The sequence below is a fragment of the Pseudomonas kitaguniensis genome (assembly GCF_009296165.1).
Lineage (GTDB): Bacteria > Pseudomonadota > Gammaproteobacteria > Pseudomonadales > Pseudomonadaceae > Aquipseudomonas > Aquipseudomonas kitaguniensis.
In genome coordinates, this window is sequence record NZ_VUAZ01000117.1 from 1 (window position 1) to 15,288 (window position 15,288).

General features: G+C 60.6%; 7 protein-coding genes and 3 pseudogenes. 2 read left to right on the plus strand and 8 right to left on the minus strand.

The features are described from left to right. Positions 1-178: 178 nt before the first annotated feature. Both F0169_RS19225 and F0169_RS19230 read right to left on the minus strand, forming a co-directional pair. Positions 179-1,792: a rhamnogalacturonan lyase B N-terminal domain-containing protein gene (locus F0169_RS19225; RefSeq protein ID WP_152747350.1), complete on the minus strand. Its 1,614-nt coding sequence runs from the start codon at positions 1,790-1,792 to the stop codon at positions 179-181. A 12-nt stretch (positions 1,793-1,804) separates the two neighbouring features. After that, the gene (locus F0169_RS19230; RefSeq protein ID WP_152747351.1) at positions 1,805-3,034 is read right to left on the minus strand and encodes a pectate lyase family protein; all 1,230 of its coding nucleotides are present in this window, start codon (positions 3,032-3,034) and stop codon (positions 1,805-1,807) included. Between the two features lie 437 nt (positions 3,035-3,471). Between F0169_RS19230 and F0169_RS19235 the strand changes: the two genes are divergently transcribed. Continuing rightward, positions 3,472-4,722 (plus strand): glycoside hydrolase family 68 protein, encoded by a 1,251-nt coding sequence (locus F0169_RS19235; protein WP_058413256.1) that lies wholly within the window; start codon positions 3,472-3,474, stop codon positions 4,720-4,722. Between the two features lie 87 nt (positions 4,723-4,809). Here F0169_RS19235 and F0169_RS19240 read toward each other — a convergent pair whose 3' ends face one another. From F0169_RS19240 to xylA, 4 genes and pseudogenes are all read right to left on the minus strand, one after another. Further along, the gene (locus tag F0169_RS19240; protein WP_122250290.1) at positions 4,810-5,946 is read right to left on the minus strand and encodes a sugar ABC transporter permease; all 1,137 of its coding nucleotides are present in this window, start codon (positions 5,944-5,946) and stop codon (positions 4,810-4,812) included. Further along, complete coding sequence (xylG, locus tag F0169_RS19245; RefSeq protein ID WP_152747352.1) at positions 5,947-7,491, minus strand: D-xylose ABC transporter ATP-binding protein; 1,545 nt, start codon at positions 7,489-7,491, stop codon at positions 5,947-5,949. A 5-nt stretch (positions 7,492-7,496) separates the two neighbouring features. Beyond that, positions 7,497-8,497, minus strand: a pseudogene (gene xylF, locus F0169_RS19250) (D-xylose ABC transporter substrate-binding protein). Positions 8,498-8,637: 140 nt separating this feature from the next. Next, a complete protein-coding gene (xylA, locus tag F0169_RS19255) occupies positions 8,638-9,954 on the minus strand; it encodes a xylose isomerase (protein WP_152747353.1) in 1,317 nt (438 codons plus the stop codon). 138 nt (positions 9,955-10,092) lie between these two features. Here xylA and F0169_RS19260 point away from each other — a divergent pair. Next, a pseudogene (locus F0169_RS19260) lies at positions 10,093-11,276 on the plus strand (XylR family transcriptional regulator). Positions 11,277-11,428: 152 nt separating this feature from the next. On the opposite strand, the gene F0169_RS19265 reads toward F0169_RS19260, so the two are convergent. Beyond that, positions 11,429-12,694 (minus strand): carbohydrate porin, encoded by a 1,266-nt coding sequence (locus F0169_RS19265; protein WP_152747354.1) that lies wholly within the window; start codon positions 12,692-12,694, stop codon positions 11,429-11,431. Positions 12,695-12,763: 69 nt separating this feature from the next. Beyond that, positions 12,764-15,171: pseudogene (locus F0169_RS19270) on the minus strand (glucose/quinate/shikimate family membrane-bound PQQ-dependent dehydrogenase). Positions 15,172-15,288: the final 117 nt, after the last annotated feature.

Sequence of the window (15,288 nt, forward strand, 5' to 3'; positions counted from 1 at the left end):
GGCTGATACACCGCTATCGGGAGCAAGCCCCCTCCCACAGTTTTAAGCGTGTTCCCGGAATCGTAGCAGTGCGCGGATTTACGATGTCTGTGGCCAAGTGACACCTTGCAAAAACGCCGCGATCCCAATGTGGGAGGGGGCTTGCTCCCGATGGCAGAAAGCTCCCTCCCACAGGTTTTTACTGCGCTGACTGCGACACCCATTGCACGCTGTCGTACACAAAACCAGGGCTCAAGAACCCCGTCACGGCGCTACCGGAGGCGACGCCAATCTCCAGTGTGTTAAGCCCGGCTTGCAAGGCCGACTTGGGCACCAGTATGTCAAACAGCGTGTTGTTGCCGCGGTAGGTGCCGCGCGTGATACCTCGGCTGTCGGGCTGGTTGGAGGCTGCGGGCACCGGCGCGTTCCAGCGTTGGTTGAGGCTGACGCGGGGGCGGCCGCCTGCTTGCGCAAGCGTCACGTACACGCGCAGGTGGTAGTCCTGAACCTCATTGGCGCCGAGCACAAAGCTGATGCGCGTTGGGCTGTTGATGTCACGCCACTGCACTGCGGGGAAGTCGCCGAGCGGGCTGGTTCCCACCGTGTAGGTGATGGGCCCCCACGGAGCCATTCGTGTGTCTGAAGGGTGCGACGAGGCAAGCCGACTGGCATTAAGAAAGCCCGCAGGGGTGCCATCAGGCACGCCGATCTGCCATTTTACGCGGCCAGTCGGTGGCTGCGCGGTCAACGTTGTATTGGCGATATTGCCTGCCTTGACGTCAACCGAACCGCGCGCCACTTCCAACTCGTTCTGGTACAGCGTGGTGCGGTATTGACCGGGGCGCACCCCCGTCAACTGCGCATCACCTCGCGCGTCGGCACGCGCCCAATACTGCGCGTTCGCATTGCTCAGGCCGATCAAGGCCGGCTGGCCTGCGGCAACACCGGACACATGCGCTGAAACAGAGCCTCGGCCGGCACTGCCCAAAAACCCCTTGAGCCCCAATGAGTCATTCACAAAGCTCACGTCGCTCAACGTGGCGCTCGGCTGCACACCGCTGGTAAACAGCAGGCCATACACGCCGTGCAGACCGCCGCGATACGCCTCGGTCTGGGTGTGGTTGGAGAACATGTAGTTGTACAGTTCGTGGGTGGTCGCGGTTTTCTGCGTGGCAATATCCTTGAAAAACGGCCCGCCGGCACTGAGTTCACGGTTACCCATCAGCATGTACACGGCAACGGTTGGCCCGCTGACCCCGTGAAGGGGGTCGTCAATCATGGGTTTTGCCGAATAGAACTTGGAACTGGTGCGGCCATCCGCCAACAAAAATACATCCTCGCTTTCGATCGCCTTGCCCACATTTGAGTCGGTGCCATAGGCCGCCTTGGGCAGCTTGTTGACGTCGAGCCGCGTGACGAAACGCAACTCCCCGATCGGCAGCAAGGTTGGCGCGTACGTGGCCATGTAGACTGCGTCGCGACCTTTGCGCGCAATGTAGTAGTGAATCAAATTGCCCGCCTGCGCGCTCACCACGATCACCTCGCCGACGGTTTTCACGTCGACGCGTGCGGTGCCGAGGCCGGAGGCAATTTGCGAGCTTTTCGACTCACGGGTTTGCAACTCGTCACCGCGATAGCGCAGCGACACAAGGTCGCCGTTGCGCGTGTCCACGCTGAACACCAGCTCCGCGCCGGTATCCACCACCACACGCGTGCCGGTTTGGGTCGCGCCAAAATTGCCGGCTTGGGCAGAGGCGGGCAGGGCAATACTTGCAAAGCAGGCAAAGCATAGAATCAGTAGAGGGTGCTGCATCCGAAATTATCCTTAATTGGGATGAGGGGTGTTGCCGATTTTGCCGACACCCGCCTCGCTGGGCACCAGTGTCATCGCGACATCTGCAGACAGCGGGGTGATGAGGTAGTCAAGGTAGGGCTGAAACGCTTCAAGCGCAGCGGTATCCTGCGGTCGATAATCGTTGCCGCTCACCTGCGCCTGGTTGGCTGCGCATAGCCTGCCAATAATACGCTGGCAAGTGCTGTTGACTGAAGGCGATAGTGGGCTGAACGGCGCAAATGCTGTGCCGGGTTGCACCGGGTAATTGAATAGCGGATGGGCCACATGGTCGAACACGTTGCCTTCCACAAACAGGTGGGAGGTGTCAGTTCGCGACATGATCGCGCCCTGATAGGTGAGGTTGCTGAAAACGTTGTTGACCACATGCGCGAAGATTTCTGCCTCGCCCATGCCCCCGGAATGGGGGCCACGGCCTGAGGTGTCGTGCACGTAGTTTCGGGCCACCGTGAGGGTGTCGTGATGCCCGAGGAACAACCACACCCAATAATGATGGCCGTCGCAGCTTGCCGAATAGTCGGTACGCCCATCGAACTCGTTGTTGGAAATGGTCACGTGGGCAGCGGTGCCCCAGCCGGTTACGATCATCTGCCGGCCGATCAGCGCGAACCGGTTGTGGTCAATCCACACGCCGTCGGCGCCGTCGATGGTCATCGCATCGCCACCCCACACCACACGGGCGTTGATGTCTGAAAGGCTCAGGTTGCGCACGATCACGTTGTGCGCGCCACCGCCAATGTATAAGCCCATGCCCTGGATGCCGCCCTGGTCGCCCTCGCCAATCAGGGTTTTGTTCGACCCCACCTTCAAACGCTCCAGGCCGGCATTGTCATAGGTCACCTGGACTGGCGGCCTCGACTGACAAAAATTGTTGGCGCCATTGAGAGCCCATTGCCCGCCGCCTTTTTTGCACACGTTGACCATGCAGCCGCTTTCAACGGTTTGGGCGCTGCCGTTGTGCAGCACACTGCCGCGAAAATCATAGACGTGGTCCAGAGCAATCACGCGTGGCGTGTCATCCGTGCAGTTGCCAAAGTAGTCATAGCTTGCACAGAGCAAATTTTTCAACTCGTCCAGGCTGGCCGGGTGCACGGCCGCGACTGTACCGCCGCCTGTCACACCTTTGGCGAAACCGTCGGGTACATCGTCGGCGTGGGCGAGCATCGGTATTAGCAGCGACCCGCACAGCGCAACGACGCGCATGAGGGCTGGCGTCAATTTCAGGCAGGGGAATAACGTTGGACGCGTCACAGGTCTCTCCAAGAGGGGGCGGGGCGGGTTGGATGCGCCGGATAATCTACATATCGACTGAGACGTATCAACCGTTTAAGTGACTGCCAAGCCGCTCTTTTGCCATCGTTCAGCCATTGTTCAGCAAGAGATACTTGATTAGCTAACTTTCTATTTAATTGCTTAGTTGTGAAGTGCCATTGTTTTTATATCAAGGACATAAATACAGTGATGGCCTTTATAGTTTAAATGTTTCTTCATGTTGCGGTAAGCGATGTTCCATGTTAAACCTTGTTCTGCACTTTCAGAGTCCACCGTGACTCATTCTTTTCAGTCGCCACTTAGTTGTCGGCTGTCATGTGCTATTTAATCTTCGCTTGTTACCTGAGCGTCAGTAAAAGGACATCAACATGAAACATGCGAATTACACACCCACTCGCTGGACACGGGCTGATGCGCTAAAAGTTAATGAAAATGACCCGACGACTACGCAGCCGTTAGTGAGCCCCGACTTTCCCGTTATGAGCGACAGCGTGTTTATCTGGGACACCATGCCCTTGCGCGAACTTGATGGCACTGTGGTATCCGTGAATGGCTGGTCGGTGATTTTTACCCTGACCGCAGACCGCCGCCCGCATGACCCGCAGTTCATCAATGCCGATGGCCGCTATGACATCAAGCGTGATTGGGAAGACCGCCATGGCCATGCGCGTATTTGCTATTGGTACTCGCGCACCGGCAAAGACTGGATCTTCGGTGGCCGGGTGATGGCCGAAGGCGTCTCGCCGACCACACGTGAATGGGCGGGTACACCCATTCTGCTGAATAACAATGGTGACATTGATCTGTATTACACCTGCGTCACGCCGGGTGCCACTATCGCTAAAGTCAGGGGCCAGGTTATAACGTCGGACACCGGCGTCGAACTCCAAGGCTTTACACACGTTAAATCTTTATTTTCTGCCGACGGCACCTATTACCAGACTGAAGCGCAGAACGCCACGTGGAACTTCCGCGACCCCAGCCCTTTTATCGACCCGAAAGATGGCAAGTTGTACATGGTGTTTGAGGGCAATGTTGGCGGAGAACGCGGCAGCCACACAATTGGCCCGGATGAACTCGGCCTGGTACCGCCGGGTTATGAAGATGTCGGCGGTGCGCGTTTCCAAATCGGTTGTATCGGTATAGCGGTTGCTAAGGACTTGACAGGCGAAGAGTGGGAAATTCTGCCGCCGTTGGTGACCGCCGTCGGGGTGAATGATCAAACCGAACGGCCGCACTATGTATTTCAAGACAACAAGTATTACCTGTTCACCATCAGCCACAAGTTTACCTACGCTGACGGCTTGACCGGCCCGGACGGCGTGTATGGGTTTGTCGGCGATCACCTGTTCGGCCCTTATACGCCGATGAATGCCTCCGGCCTGGTGCTCGGCAACCCGCCGTCGCAGCCATTTCAAACCTATTCACACTGCGTGATGCCGAATGGTTTGGTCACATCGTTTATCGACAGCGTGCCCACCACTGGCGACGACTACCGAATCGGCGGCACCGAAGCGCCAACGGTGAGGATTGTACTGAAGGGCGACCGCTCATTTGTGCAGGAAGCGTATGACTACGGCTACATCCCGCCAATGCGCGATGTGGTGCTAACCCAATAAGCTAGGGGCAGCTGCAAGTAGCAAGCTGCAAGCTGCAAGCTAAAACCAGGCGGCTTGCGGCTTGCAGCTTAAAGCTCGCTTGCCGCTTCATCGTCTTCCTGCACGCGTGCTCACGTCCACCCACACCGCCAGCACCAAAATGCTGCCCTTGACGATCATCTGCCAGTAACTGTCCACGTCGAGCATCGACATGCCGTTATCCAGGCTGGTGATCACCAGCGCCCCCAGCAATGCGCCGTACACGGTGCCCGAGCCGCCGCGCATGGAGGTGCCGCCGATAAAGCAGGCGGCGATGGCGTCGAGTTCGCCCATATTGCCCGCCGAGGGTGAGCCGGCAGCGAGGCGTGCGGTGTTGACCATGCCGGCGAAGGCGCACATGACGCCCATGATGCCGAATATCCACAGTTTCACCGCTTGCACGTTGATGCCCGACAAGCGCGTGGCTTCCATATTGCTGCCCACCGCATACACGCGGCGGCCGAACACGGTTTGGCTGGTGACGTAGCTGAACACGCCGAGCAGCACCAGCAACAGCAACACCGGCACCGGGATGCCGTCGTAGCTGTTGAGCGTGGTGACAAACCCGGCCAGCACCGCGCCGATCACCACCACACGTAGCGCATCACGCATCCGTGAGTGCGCGGCCAAGCCATGCAGCGCGCGGTTGCGCCGTTGTTTCCAGGTCAAATACACGCTCAAGGCGAACAACAGCACGCCGAGCCCTGCGCCCACGCTGTGTGGCAAATACCCTTGGCCCACGTACACCAGCGACGGCGAAACCGGCGCGATGGTGGTGCCACCGGTGATGCCGAGCAGAATCCCGCGAAACGCCAACATGCCGCCCAAACCGACAATAAACGACGGGATGCGCAGGTAGGCGGTCATGTAGCCGTTGGCCAGGCCAATCATCAAGCCACACAGCGCCACCAGGCTGAGATTAGCCAGCAGCGGCAGGTGATACACCACGTCCAGAATCGCCGCCAGGCCCCCGAGCAAGCCAAGCAACGAGCCCACCGACAAATCGATTTCGCCGCTGATAATCACCAGCACCATGCCGCACGCCAGAATCCCGGTGATCGACATCTGCCGCAGCAGGTTGGACAGGTTGCGCGGGGTCAGGAACCCGCCCTCGGTCTGCCAACTGAAAAACAGCCAGATGAGCGCCACGGCAATCACCAGCGCGAGCATTTTGTAGCGAGTAAAAAGGTGTTTGACCTGATTCATCTACGCGGTCTTCCGATCGTTATTGTTAGGGCTGAGCGCGGCGGCGAGTACCTGTTCCTGGGTGAGCCCCTGGTTGATGAAGTCTCCGCGCAGTTGGCCGTCGCCGATCACCAGCACGCGGTTGGACACGCCCAGCACTTCGGCCAGCTCCGAGGAGACCATGATGATCGACACGCCTTCGGCCGCCAGTGCGCCCATCAGTTTGTAGATCTCGTATTTGGCACCCACGTCCACGCCGCGCGTGGGTTCATCGAGGATCAGCACGCGCGGTTTGGCCATGAGCATTTTCGCCAGCACAGCCTTTTGCTGGTTGCCGCCGGACAAGCTGGTGATCGGCAAAAACGCGCTGGCGGTTTTGAGGTGCAGGCGTGCGATTTGCTGGTCGATGCTGCCCAGCTCAGCCTCGGCGTCGATGCGGCTGAGGTGAGCGTAAGTGTCGAGTACGGCCAGGGTGATGTTCTGGCCCACCCCGAAGTCGGGGATGATGCCTTGGCGCTTGCGGTCTTCGGGCACCATGCACAGCCCGGCGCGGATCGATTTAAGCGGCGTGCGCGTGTCGATCAGTTGGCCGTCGAGCCACACCTCACAGCTGTAGCGGCCGGGGTAGGCGCCGAACAATGCCGACACCAGTTCCGTGCGCCCGGCGCCCACCAGCCCGGCAATGCCGAGGATTTCGCCGCGCCTGAGCACGAACGAAATGTCGTCGACGCGTTTGCGCGCGGGGTTGTCGACATCAAAGCAGGTGACGTTGCGCGCTTCGAAAATCACCTCGCCGACAGCATGCGGTTCGGTGGGGTAGAGGTTGCTCATCTCGCGGCCGACCATCTGCGTGATGATCTGCGCGATGTCCATGTCCACCATGGCGGTGGTCGCGATGTGCTTGCCATCGCGGATCACTGCGACGGTGTCGCACACCGCCGCCACTTCATCGAGCTTGTGCGAGATGTACACACAGGCCACGCCTTTGGCCTTGAGGTCGCGGATGATGTTGAGCAGCACCTCGATCTCGGAACGGGTCAGGGCCGAGGAGGGTTCATCCAGAATCAACAGGCGCGCCTGCTTGTTGAGTGCCTTGGCGATTTCCACCAGTTGCTGATAGCCGCCGCCGTATTGCGACACCGGCAGCGCGACGTTCATGTCCGGCACTTTGAGTTCGCGCATCAGCGCCTCGGCGCGGTGCAGCATCGCCGGGTAGTTCATGCGCCCGCCGGGCAGCGTCAGCTCGTGGCCCATAAAGATGTTCTCGGCCACCGAGAGGTCGGGCACCAGGGTTAATTCCTGGTGAATGATGACGATGCCGGCGGCCTCGGTTTCGCTGATGGACTGGGCCCGCAGCGGTTGGCCGTCCCACAGGATCTCACCGTCCCAGGTGCCGTACGGGTACACCGCTGACAGCACCTTCATCAGGGTGGATTTGCCGGCACCGTTCTCGCCGCACAGGCCCAGGCATTCGCCCGGCCGCACCTTGATGTCGATGCCGTCCAGCGCGTTGACACCGCCAAAGGTTTTGACGATGCCGTTCATTTGCAGCAGGTAGTCGGACATGGCGTTCACTGCCCGCCAATCTGCTCTTTGGTGTAGAAGCCGTCCTTCTCCAACAGGTCGATATTGGCTTTGGTTAACGGTGTCGGCGTGAGCAAGATGGTGTCGACTTTTTTGCTGCCGTTGTCGTATTGCGAGCTGTAGGCGGGTTTCTCGTTACGGGCCAGTTGCACCGAGAGTTTGGCAGCTTCGGTGGCGATCAGTTTGAGCGGCTTGTAGACGGTCATGGTCTGGGTGCCATCGATCACGCGCTTGATCGCGCCAGGTCGGCATCCTGGCCAGAGATCGGCACCTTGCCCGCGAGTTTCTGCGCGGCCAAGGCCTGGATAGCGCCGCCTGCGGTGGCGTCGTTGGAGGCGACAATGGCGTCGATTTTGTTGTTGTTCCGGGTCAGCGCGTTTTCGACAATGCTCAGGGCTTCGGTGGGGTTCCATTCCTTGACCCATTGCTGGCCTACAATCTTGATATCGCCCTTGTCGATGGCCGGTTGCAGCACTTTCATCTGGCCTTCGCGCAGCACTTTGGCGTTGTTGTCGGTGGGCGCGCCGCCGAGCAGGAAGTAGTTGCCTTTGGGCGCAGCTTGCAACACGCCGCTGGCCTGCATTTCGCCGACTTTTTCGTTATCGAAGGAGATGTACGCGTCGATGTCGGCATTCAGGATCAAGCGGTCATAGGACACGACTTTGATCCCGGCTTTCTTGGCCTCGTTGACGGCGTTGGTCAGCACGGTGGCGTTGAATGGCACGATGACGATCACGTCGACGCCGCGTGAAATCAGGTTTTCAATCTGCGAGATTTGCTTCTGCTCGTTGGCATCGGCCGATTGCACGAACACCTTGGCGTCGAGTTTTTCGGCGGCGGCGACAAAGTAGTCACGGTCGCGGGACCAGCGTTCGAGGCGCAGGTCATCGATGGAAAAACCGATTTTCGGGTGCGCGGAATCCGCCATTACCGGCAGCGCGAGCAGGGACAGGGCAGTGACGAGCAAGCTGCGTTTGAACGAGTTCATGGTTGTGCGTCCTTTTATTGTTGTTGGAAAGACACTGTGTAGCGACTCCAGGCTAAGGCTGTACCGGTGGCGAGCGGGCTTGTTGTAGCGAGCGAGCAAGCCCGCTCGCCACAGTAAACCCATTCACCCCAGCCATTCCGTCAGCGGTAGATAAACTGGTTCACCACGCCTTCGAGCATCTCCTGCCGGCCACTCACCGCCTGCGGGTCCAGCGCGTGCGCAAACGCGTGTTCAGCCAGCGACTCCAGGCTGAATTCACCGGCCAACACCGCCTTGCCCAGCGGCTGGTTCCAGCCGGCATAACGCTGGTCCTTGAACTGTTGCAGGCGGTCGTTCTGCACCATCGCTGCGGCACGTTCCAGCGCCAGCGCGAGTACGTCCATGGCGGCGACGTGGCCGTGGAACAGGTCGACATCGTCGAGGCTCTGGCGGCGTACCTTGGAATCGAAATTGTAGCCGCCATTCTTGAAACCACCGGCCTTGAGAATTTCGTAGGTGGCGAGGGTCATTTCCTCGACGCTGTTGGGGAACTGGTCAGTGTCCCAGCCGTTCTGCGGGTCGCCACGGTTGGCGTCGATGCTGCCGAAAATCCCCAGCGACACGGCGGTGGCAATCTCATGATGAAAACTGTGCCCGGCCAAGGTCGCGTGGTTAGCTTCGATATTCACCTTGATCTCGTGTTCCAGGCCGTATTCATGCAGGAAGCCGAACACCGTGGCGCTGTCGTAATCGTACTGATGCTTGGTCGGCTCCTGAGGCTTGGGCTCGATCAGCAGGTCGCCCTTAAAACCGATCTTGTGCTTGTGTTCCACCACCATGCGCATAAACCGCCCGAGCTGTTCGCGCTCGCGTTTGAGGTCGGTATTAAGCAGGGTTTCATAGCCTTCGCGGCCGCCCCACAGCACATAGTTGGCGCCCTTGAGGCGTTGGGTCGCGTTCATCGCGCTGAACACCTGCGCGGCGGCGTAGGCAAACACTTCAGGGTCAGGGTTACTTGCCGCGCCGGCGGCAAAACGCGGGTTACTGAAGCAATTGGCGGTGCCCCAGAGCAGCCGAATGCCGGTGGTTTCCTGATGGCGTTCGAGGTGGTCGACCATCTGTGCGAAGTGGTTGCGGTACTCCTTGATCGACTGGCCTTCGGGAGCCACGTCGGTGTCGTGAAAGCTGTAGTAGTCGATGCCCAGTTTGGAGAAAAACTCGAACGCCGCATCGGCCTTGCCGATGGCCAGTGTCATCGGGTCGCCGCTGCGCTGCCACGGGCGCTTGAAGGTGCCCACGCCGAACATGTCTGCACCCGGCCACACAAACGTATGCCAATAACAGGCGGCCATGCGCAGGTGCTCGCGCATCGGTTTGCCGAGGATGATTTTGTTGGCGTCATAATGGCGAAAGGCGAGGGGAGAGTCGCTGCTGGGGCCTTCGAAGCGAACCTTCTCGACACCGGGGAAGTACGGCATGGGGTTTTCCTTATTGTTCTTGGCGGTGTCTCGATACTAGCAACGGCACTTGGGCTTGCGATTATGAAAATCACCAAGACCTAGTGCGATTTTGAACAGTCAGGTCTAGTCTGTGAGCACTGGCCCTGGATAAAAATAATGAAAACCCTACCGCCTGTTCACCGTATCGCGCTGTTGTTCAACGGCAGCAAAATCTACGACCGTGGCATCATTACCGGCATCGGCAATTACCTCAGCAGCACGCGTGTGTCGTGGGATTTGTTCCTGGAAGAAGACTTTTTGTGCCGCCTCAAAGGTATCGAACGCTGGCAGGGCGACGGCATCATTGCCGACTTCGACGACCCGCTGATCGGCGAGGCGCTGGCCGACATCAAGCTGCCGGTGGTGGCGGTGGGCGGCTCTTATCAGGATGCGCGCGCCTACCCCAAGGGCATTCCCTACGTGGCCACCGACAACCACGCGTTGATGAAGCTGGCCTACGAACACCTGATCGAAGCCGGCTTGACGCGCTTTGCCTGTTTCAGCCTGCCCGAAGCCCAAGCCAATCGCTGGGCCCAAGAGCGCGAAAAAGCCTTTCGGCTACTGCTGCAACGCGATGGCCTGCACGTTGAGGTGTATCGCGGCCTGGGCACCAGCGCACCGCTGTGGGACAGCGCGGTCGAGCAGCAAATCGCCTGGCTGCAAAGCCTGCCCAAACCCATCGGCATCATCGCCGTCACCGATGCCCGCGCCCGGCAACTGCTGCAAGCCTGCCTGACGGCCGGCATCGCGGTGCCGGAAGAAGTTGCGTTGATCGGCATCGACAACGACCCGCTGACGCGCACGCTGACACGCGTGCCACTCAGTTCGGTGATTCAGGGCACTGAGACCATGGGCCGCACCGCCGCCGCGCTGCTGCACCAGATGCTGCACGGCAAACCCTGCGCGGGCACGCAGATTCTGGTGCGCCGGATGCGATCAATGTTCAGGCGTCCAGCGTGCATCAACCTTTGGGCAACCCTTATGTGATGCAGGCTTTGCTGTTCATCCGCCAATACGCCTGCCAGGGCATCAAGACCGCGCAAGTGGCGGCGTATGTCGGCGTGTCGCGCTCGTCGCTGGAATCGCACTTTCGCAAGGCGCGCGGTTGCAGCGTGCACGACGAAATCCTGCGCTTCAAACTCGCGGCCGCCGCCAAGGGCCTGGAAAACCATGCCCTGGCGATTGCCGACATTGCCACGCGCTGTGGCTTTAAATCGGCGCAGTACCTGCATACCGTGTTTCGGCGCGAGTTCGGCTGCACCCCGCGCGAGTATCAGCAAAGTGCCGCCAGCGTGGTTTAACCGCGCACCGCTTTTTGTGGGAGCGGGCTTGTGTGGGAGCGGGCTTGCTCGCGATGCAGGCGCCTCGGTACATCAGGCGAACAGGGTTGAGGCCATCGCGAGCAAGCCCGCTCCCACAGGTGACTGCATGCTGCTTGAGCGAGTGGGGCGGCTTAAAACACCGCCTTGGCCTGCAAGCCCAGCACCAGCGCGTTGTCGATATTCATGCCTGAAAATGCGCCCGGCTCGATGATGTATTGCACATCCGGGCGCAAGGTCAGCCACGGCGTAGCCTGATAGCCATAGCTGAGTTCGACCAATTGCTCGGCATTGTTCAGGTCCGGGTAGTCAGCCCCGGCGTTGAACGCCGCCAATTCTTGCACCTCACGACTGCGCGGGTTCGGCACCGCACGGCCATAACCGAGGGCGACGGTGTCGCGTGGGCGACCTTCGAACGGCGCGTAAAGCACCACGCCCACGCCATACCATTTGCTGAAGGGCGAGGCGGCCAGGCTTGCGCCCGAGTATTGGCCGAACGCGTGCAGCACCCGGCCGGCGGTGGTGCTGGAAGCCCATACGGCCTGGTCAATCAGCAGGTAATGACCGCTGCGCCCGCTGACGTCCTGGTGGCTGCCGATACGCTTTACATCGGAGCTGTCGTAGTAATAACCCAGCTTGTATTCGCCCGGCAGCGTGCCCGCGTGTTTGTAGACCAGCTCGATGGGCACCACCGTGCCGGTGGTGTGTTTGGGCGTCAGGTGCCAGGCACGGCTGGCGTTGCCGTTGCTCGACGGGTCGACATTGAATGCGGCCACGCGCAGTTGCCACTGCGGCGAAAGGTCGTATTTCAGCCGTGCACCCAAACGCGCGTTCGGGTAGTTGGTCCAGCCGCTGCCACCGGACATATTCAGCGGGTGCCCACAGAAACCGGCGTTCATGAAGTTGCATAGGATGCCGCTGTCGAGGCCGCCGAGGTCATTGCCCATCGCCATGTAGCCGAGTTTGAGGTTCAGCGCGTCGGTGAACAGCGTGCGCTCGTAACTCAGCTCGGTGAGGCGCGTATAGAGGCCGCCGTAGTTTTCCTGAATCGGCAGGCGGTTGCCCACCAGGTCTTCGGAGGCGCTGTTGCCGCGCCGGTCGTTAATCGTTAGTTGGACGCGGTCGCCATGGTTAAACCCGTAGAGCTTGCCGAGGTCCAACTGCACCCCGAGCTTGAGGTTTTGCGAATAGCGCGCCGCGCGGTGCTGGCCGCCGTCGGCGTTGTAGGCGGTCTCGCCGCTGTAGTCGCCGGTAAAGCGGATGCCTTGCTCGTCGAGTTCGCGGCGCAGGCCGCCCCAGTCGCCGCTCAGGCGGGTGTCGTCGGCGTGTACGGGCAGGGCGGCACCCAAGGCCAGGCCCAGCAACAGGCGCCCAATAGAGGTGTGAGAAGTGGGGTGCATGCGGGGTTTTCCAAACGCATTGGTAGCAAACGCAAAGCGCGGTGCCGGGCGGCACCGCGCGAGCAGGGGTTAGGGCAGGGCGTAGGCGATCACGTAATCACCGCGGTCGGTGGATTGGCGCGCGCCGCCGGCAGTGATGACGATGTACTGCTTGCCGGTTTTCGGCGACACATACGTCATCGGGCCACCTTGGCTGCCCACCGGCAGGCGGGCTTTCCAGACTTCATCACCGTTGCCGCTGTTGAAAGCGCGCAGGTAGAAGTCTTGGGTGCCGGCGATGAAGATCAGGCCGCCTTGGGTCGACAAGGTGCCGCCGAGGGTTGGCAGGCCGATCTTGATCGGCAAGTGCATGCGAATCCCCAGTGGGCCGGTGTCTTCCACCGTGCCGACCGGCACTTGCCAGGCGATTTTCTGGGTCTTCATGTCGATGGCGGTGAGGGTGCCGAATGGCGGCGCCTGGCACGGAATGCCGGCCACCGAGAGGAAGCGGTTTTTGTTCACCGCATACGGCGTGCCCTTGAGCGGTACGGCGCCCATGCCGGTGTTCAGCGCTTCACCACCGGACGCGGCGAGGGCCTTGTTCTGCGACGGCACCATCTGAATCCACAGGCCCAGTCGCATGTCGTTGACGAAGATAAAACCATGCACCGGGTCGGTGGACATACTGCCCCAGTTCATGCCGCCCAACGAGCCCGGGAAGCTCAGCGATTTATCGGTGCCAGGCGCCGTGTACAGGCCTTCGTAGCGCATGCCCTTGAAGTCGATGCGGCACAGCAACTGGTCGTACGGCGTGGCGCCCCACATGTCTGATTCAGTCAGGGTTTGCGCGCCGATCTGCGGCATGCCTACCGATTTGGGCTGCGTCAGCGAGTAGGGTTCGTTGGGGATGTTCGCGGCCTTGACCGGTACGTCCTTAACCTCGGTCAACGGCTTGCCGGTGGCGCGGTCGAGCACGTAAATCTGCCCGGCTTTGGTGCCGATCACCAACGCAGGTACAGGCTTGTCGGCGCCCGGCGGGGTGAAGTCGATCAGGCTCGGCTGCATCGGCAGGTCGAAGTCCCACAGATCATTGTGGACGGTCTGGTATACCCACTTTTCAACGCCGGTGGAGGCGTCCAGCGCCAGCACGGAGGCACCGTATTTATGATTGAGCTGGGTGCGTTCCACGCCGTAGATGTCGGTGGACGAGCTGCCCATCGGCAGGAAGACGGTGTTCATCAGCGGGTCATACGACATCGGCGCCCAGCTGTTTGGAGTGCTGCGCACGTAGGTCTTGTCGCCGCTCGGGGCTTGTTTGTCTTCAGGGTTGCCCGGGTCGAATGCCCAACGCATCTGCCCGCTGATCACGTCGAAACCACGAATCACGCCGCCCGGCATATCGGTTTGCACGTTGTCGGCCACGCGGCCGCCAACCACCACGGTAGTGCCGGCGATCAGCGGCGCCGAGGACAGTTGGTAGTAGCTGTCCGGCACGTTACCCAAACCGGCTTTCAAATCCACTTGGCCGTGGGTGCCGAAGTCTTCACAGAATTTGCCGGTGTCGGCGTCGACGGCGATCAGGCGCGCGTCAATCGTGTTGGTCAGCAAGCGGCGCTGGCATTGCGCACCGGCGGCCACACTGGCGGCAATGATCGGCGAGCTGTTCGGTTGGCTCGGTTGGGCGAGCGGCGCGGTGGCGTCAAAATACGCCATGCCCCGACAGCGTTGCCATACCGCCGACTTGGCGTTGACCTCGTTCTTCCACAGCTCTTTGCCGGTGTCGGCATCCAGCGCGATCAGGTTGTTATGCGGCGTGCAGATGAACACCTTGTTGCCGATTTGCAGCGGCGTCAGTTGGTCTTCCGCGCCGTTGCCGTCGCTGATAGCCACATCGCCGGTGTGGTAGGTCCACGCCACTTTGAGTTTATCAACGGTGTCACGATTGATCTGGTCGAGTGCGGCGAAACGGCTGCCACCTTCGGTGTTGCCGTAGTGCGCCCAATCTTTTTGTGCATCGGCCGGGGCCACTGGCGTTACGCCAGGGCCAGCGCCGGTCGGTGCCACACTTGGGTGCGCGACGAACATGTTGCCGCCGCCACCACCACGCCCACCGCCAATACGGCGGCAACGCCATAGGCACTGCGCGCAGGTTTGCCGGCCAACAGCGGATACACCAGCGCCACCACCACGCCGATGGCCGCGAACATGAACAGCCGCGAGAACAACGGCCAGAACACCAGGCCCACGTCCGCCACCGCCCAAATCGCCGTACCGACCAGGAACGCCGCGAACAGCCACGCACCCGCCGGGTTGCGCCGGGCAATCAACAGGCCGGAGACGGCCATTGCCGCACCGCCGATCAGGAAGTACCACGAGCCTCCCAGGCTGACCAGTTTACCGCCGCCAATGGCCAGCGCGAGGCCGAGCAGGGCGATGATGACGCCCAGCCCCAGCAGCAGATATTTTGAGGCGCCAGCGGCGCGCGATGCTCTTTTCATGTCGACAGGACTCGAAGGTGAGAGGGCAAAGACGCGATTTTAGCAATATAAGTAACCAGTTAGTACATTCCGTCCTGCAATAGTCTTTTACGCTTGCGGCGATGATGCAGTGCGTTC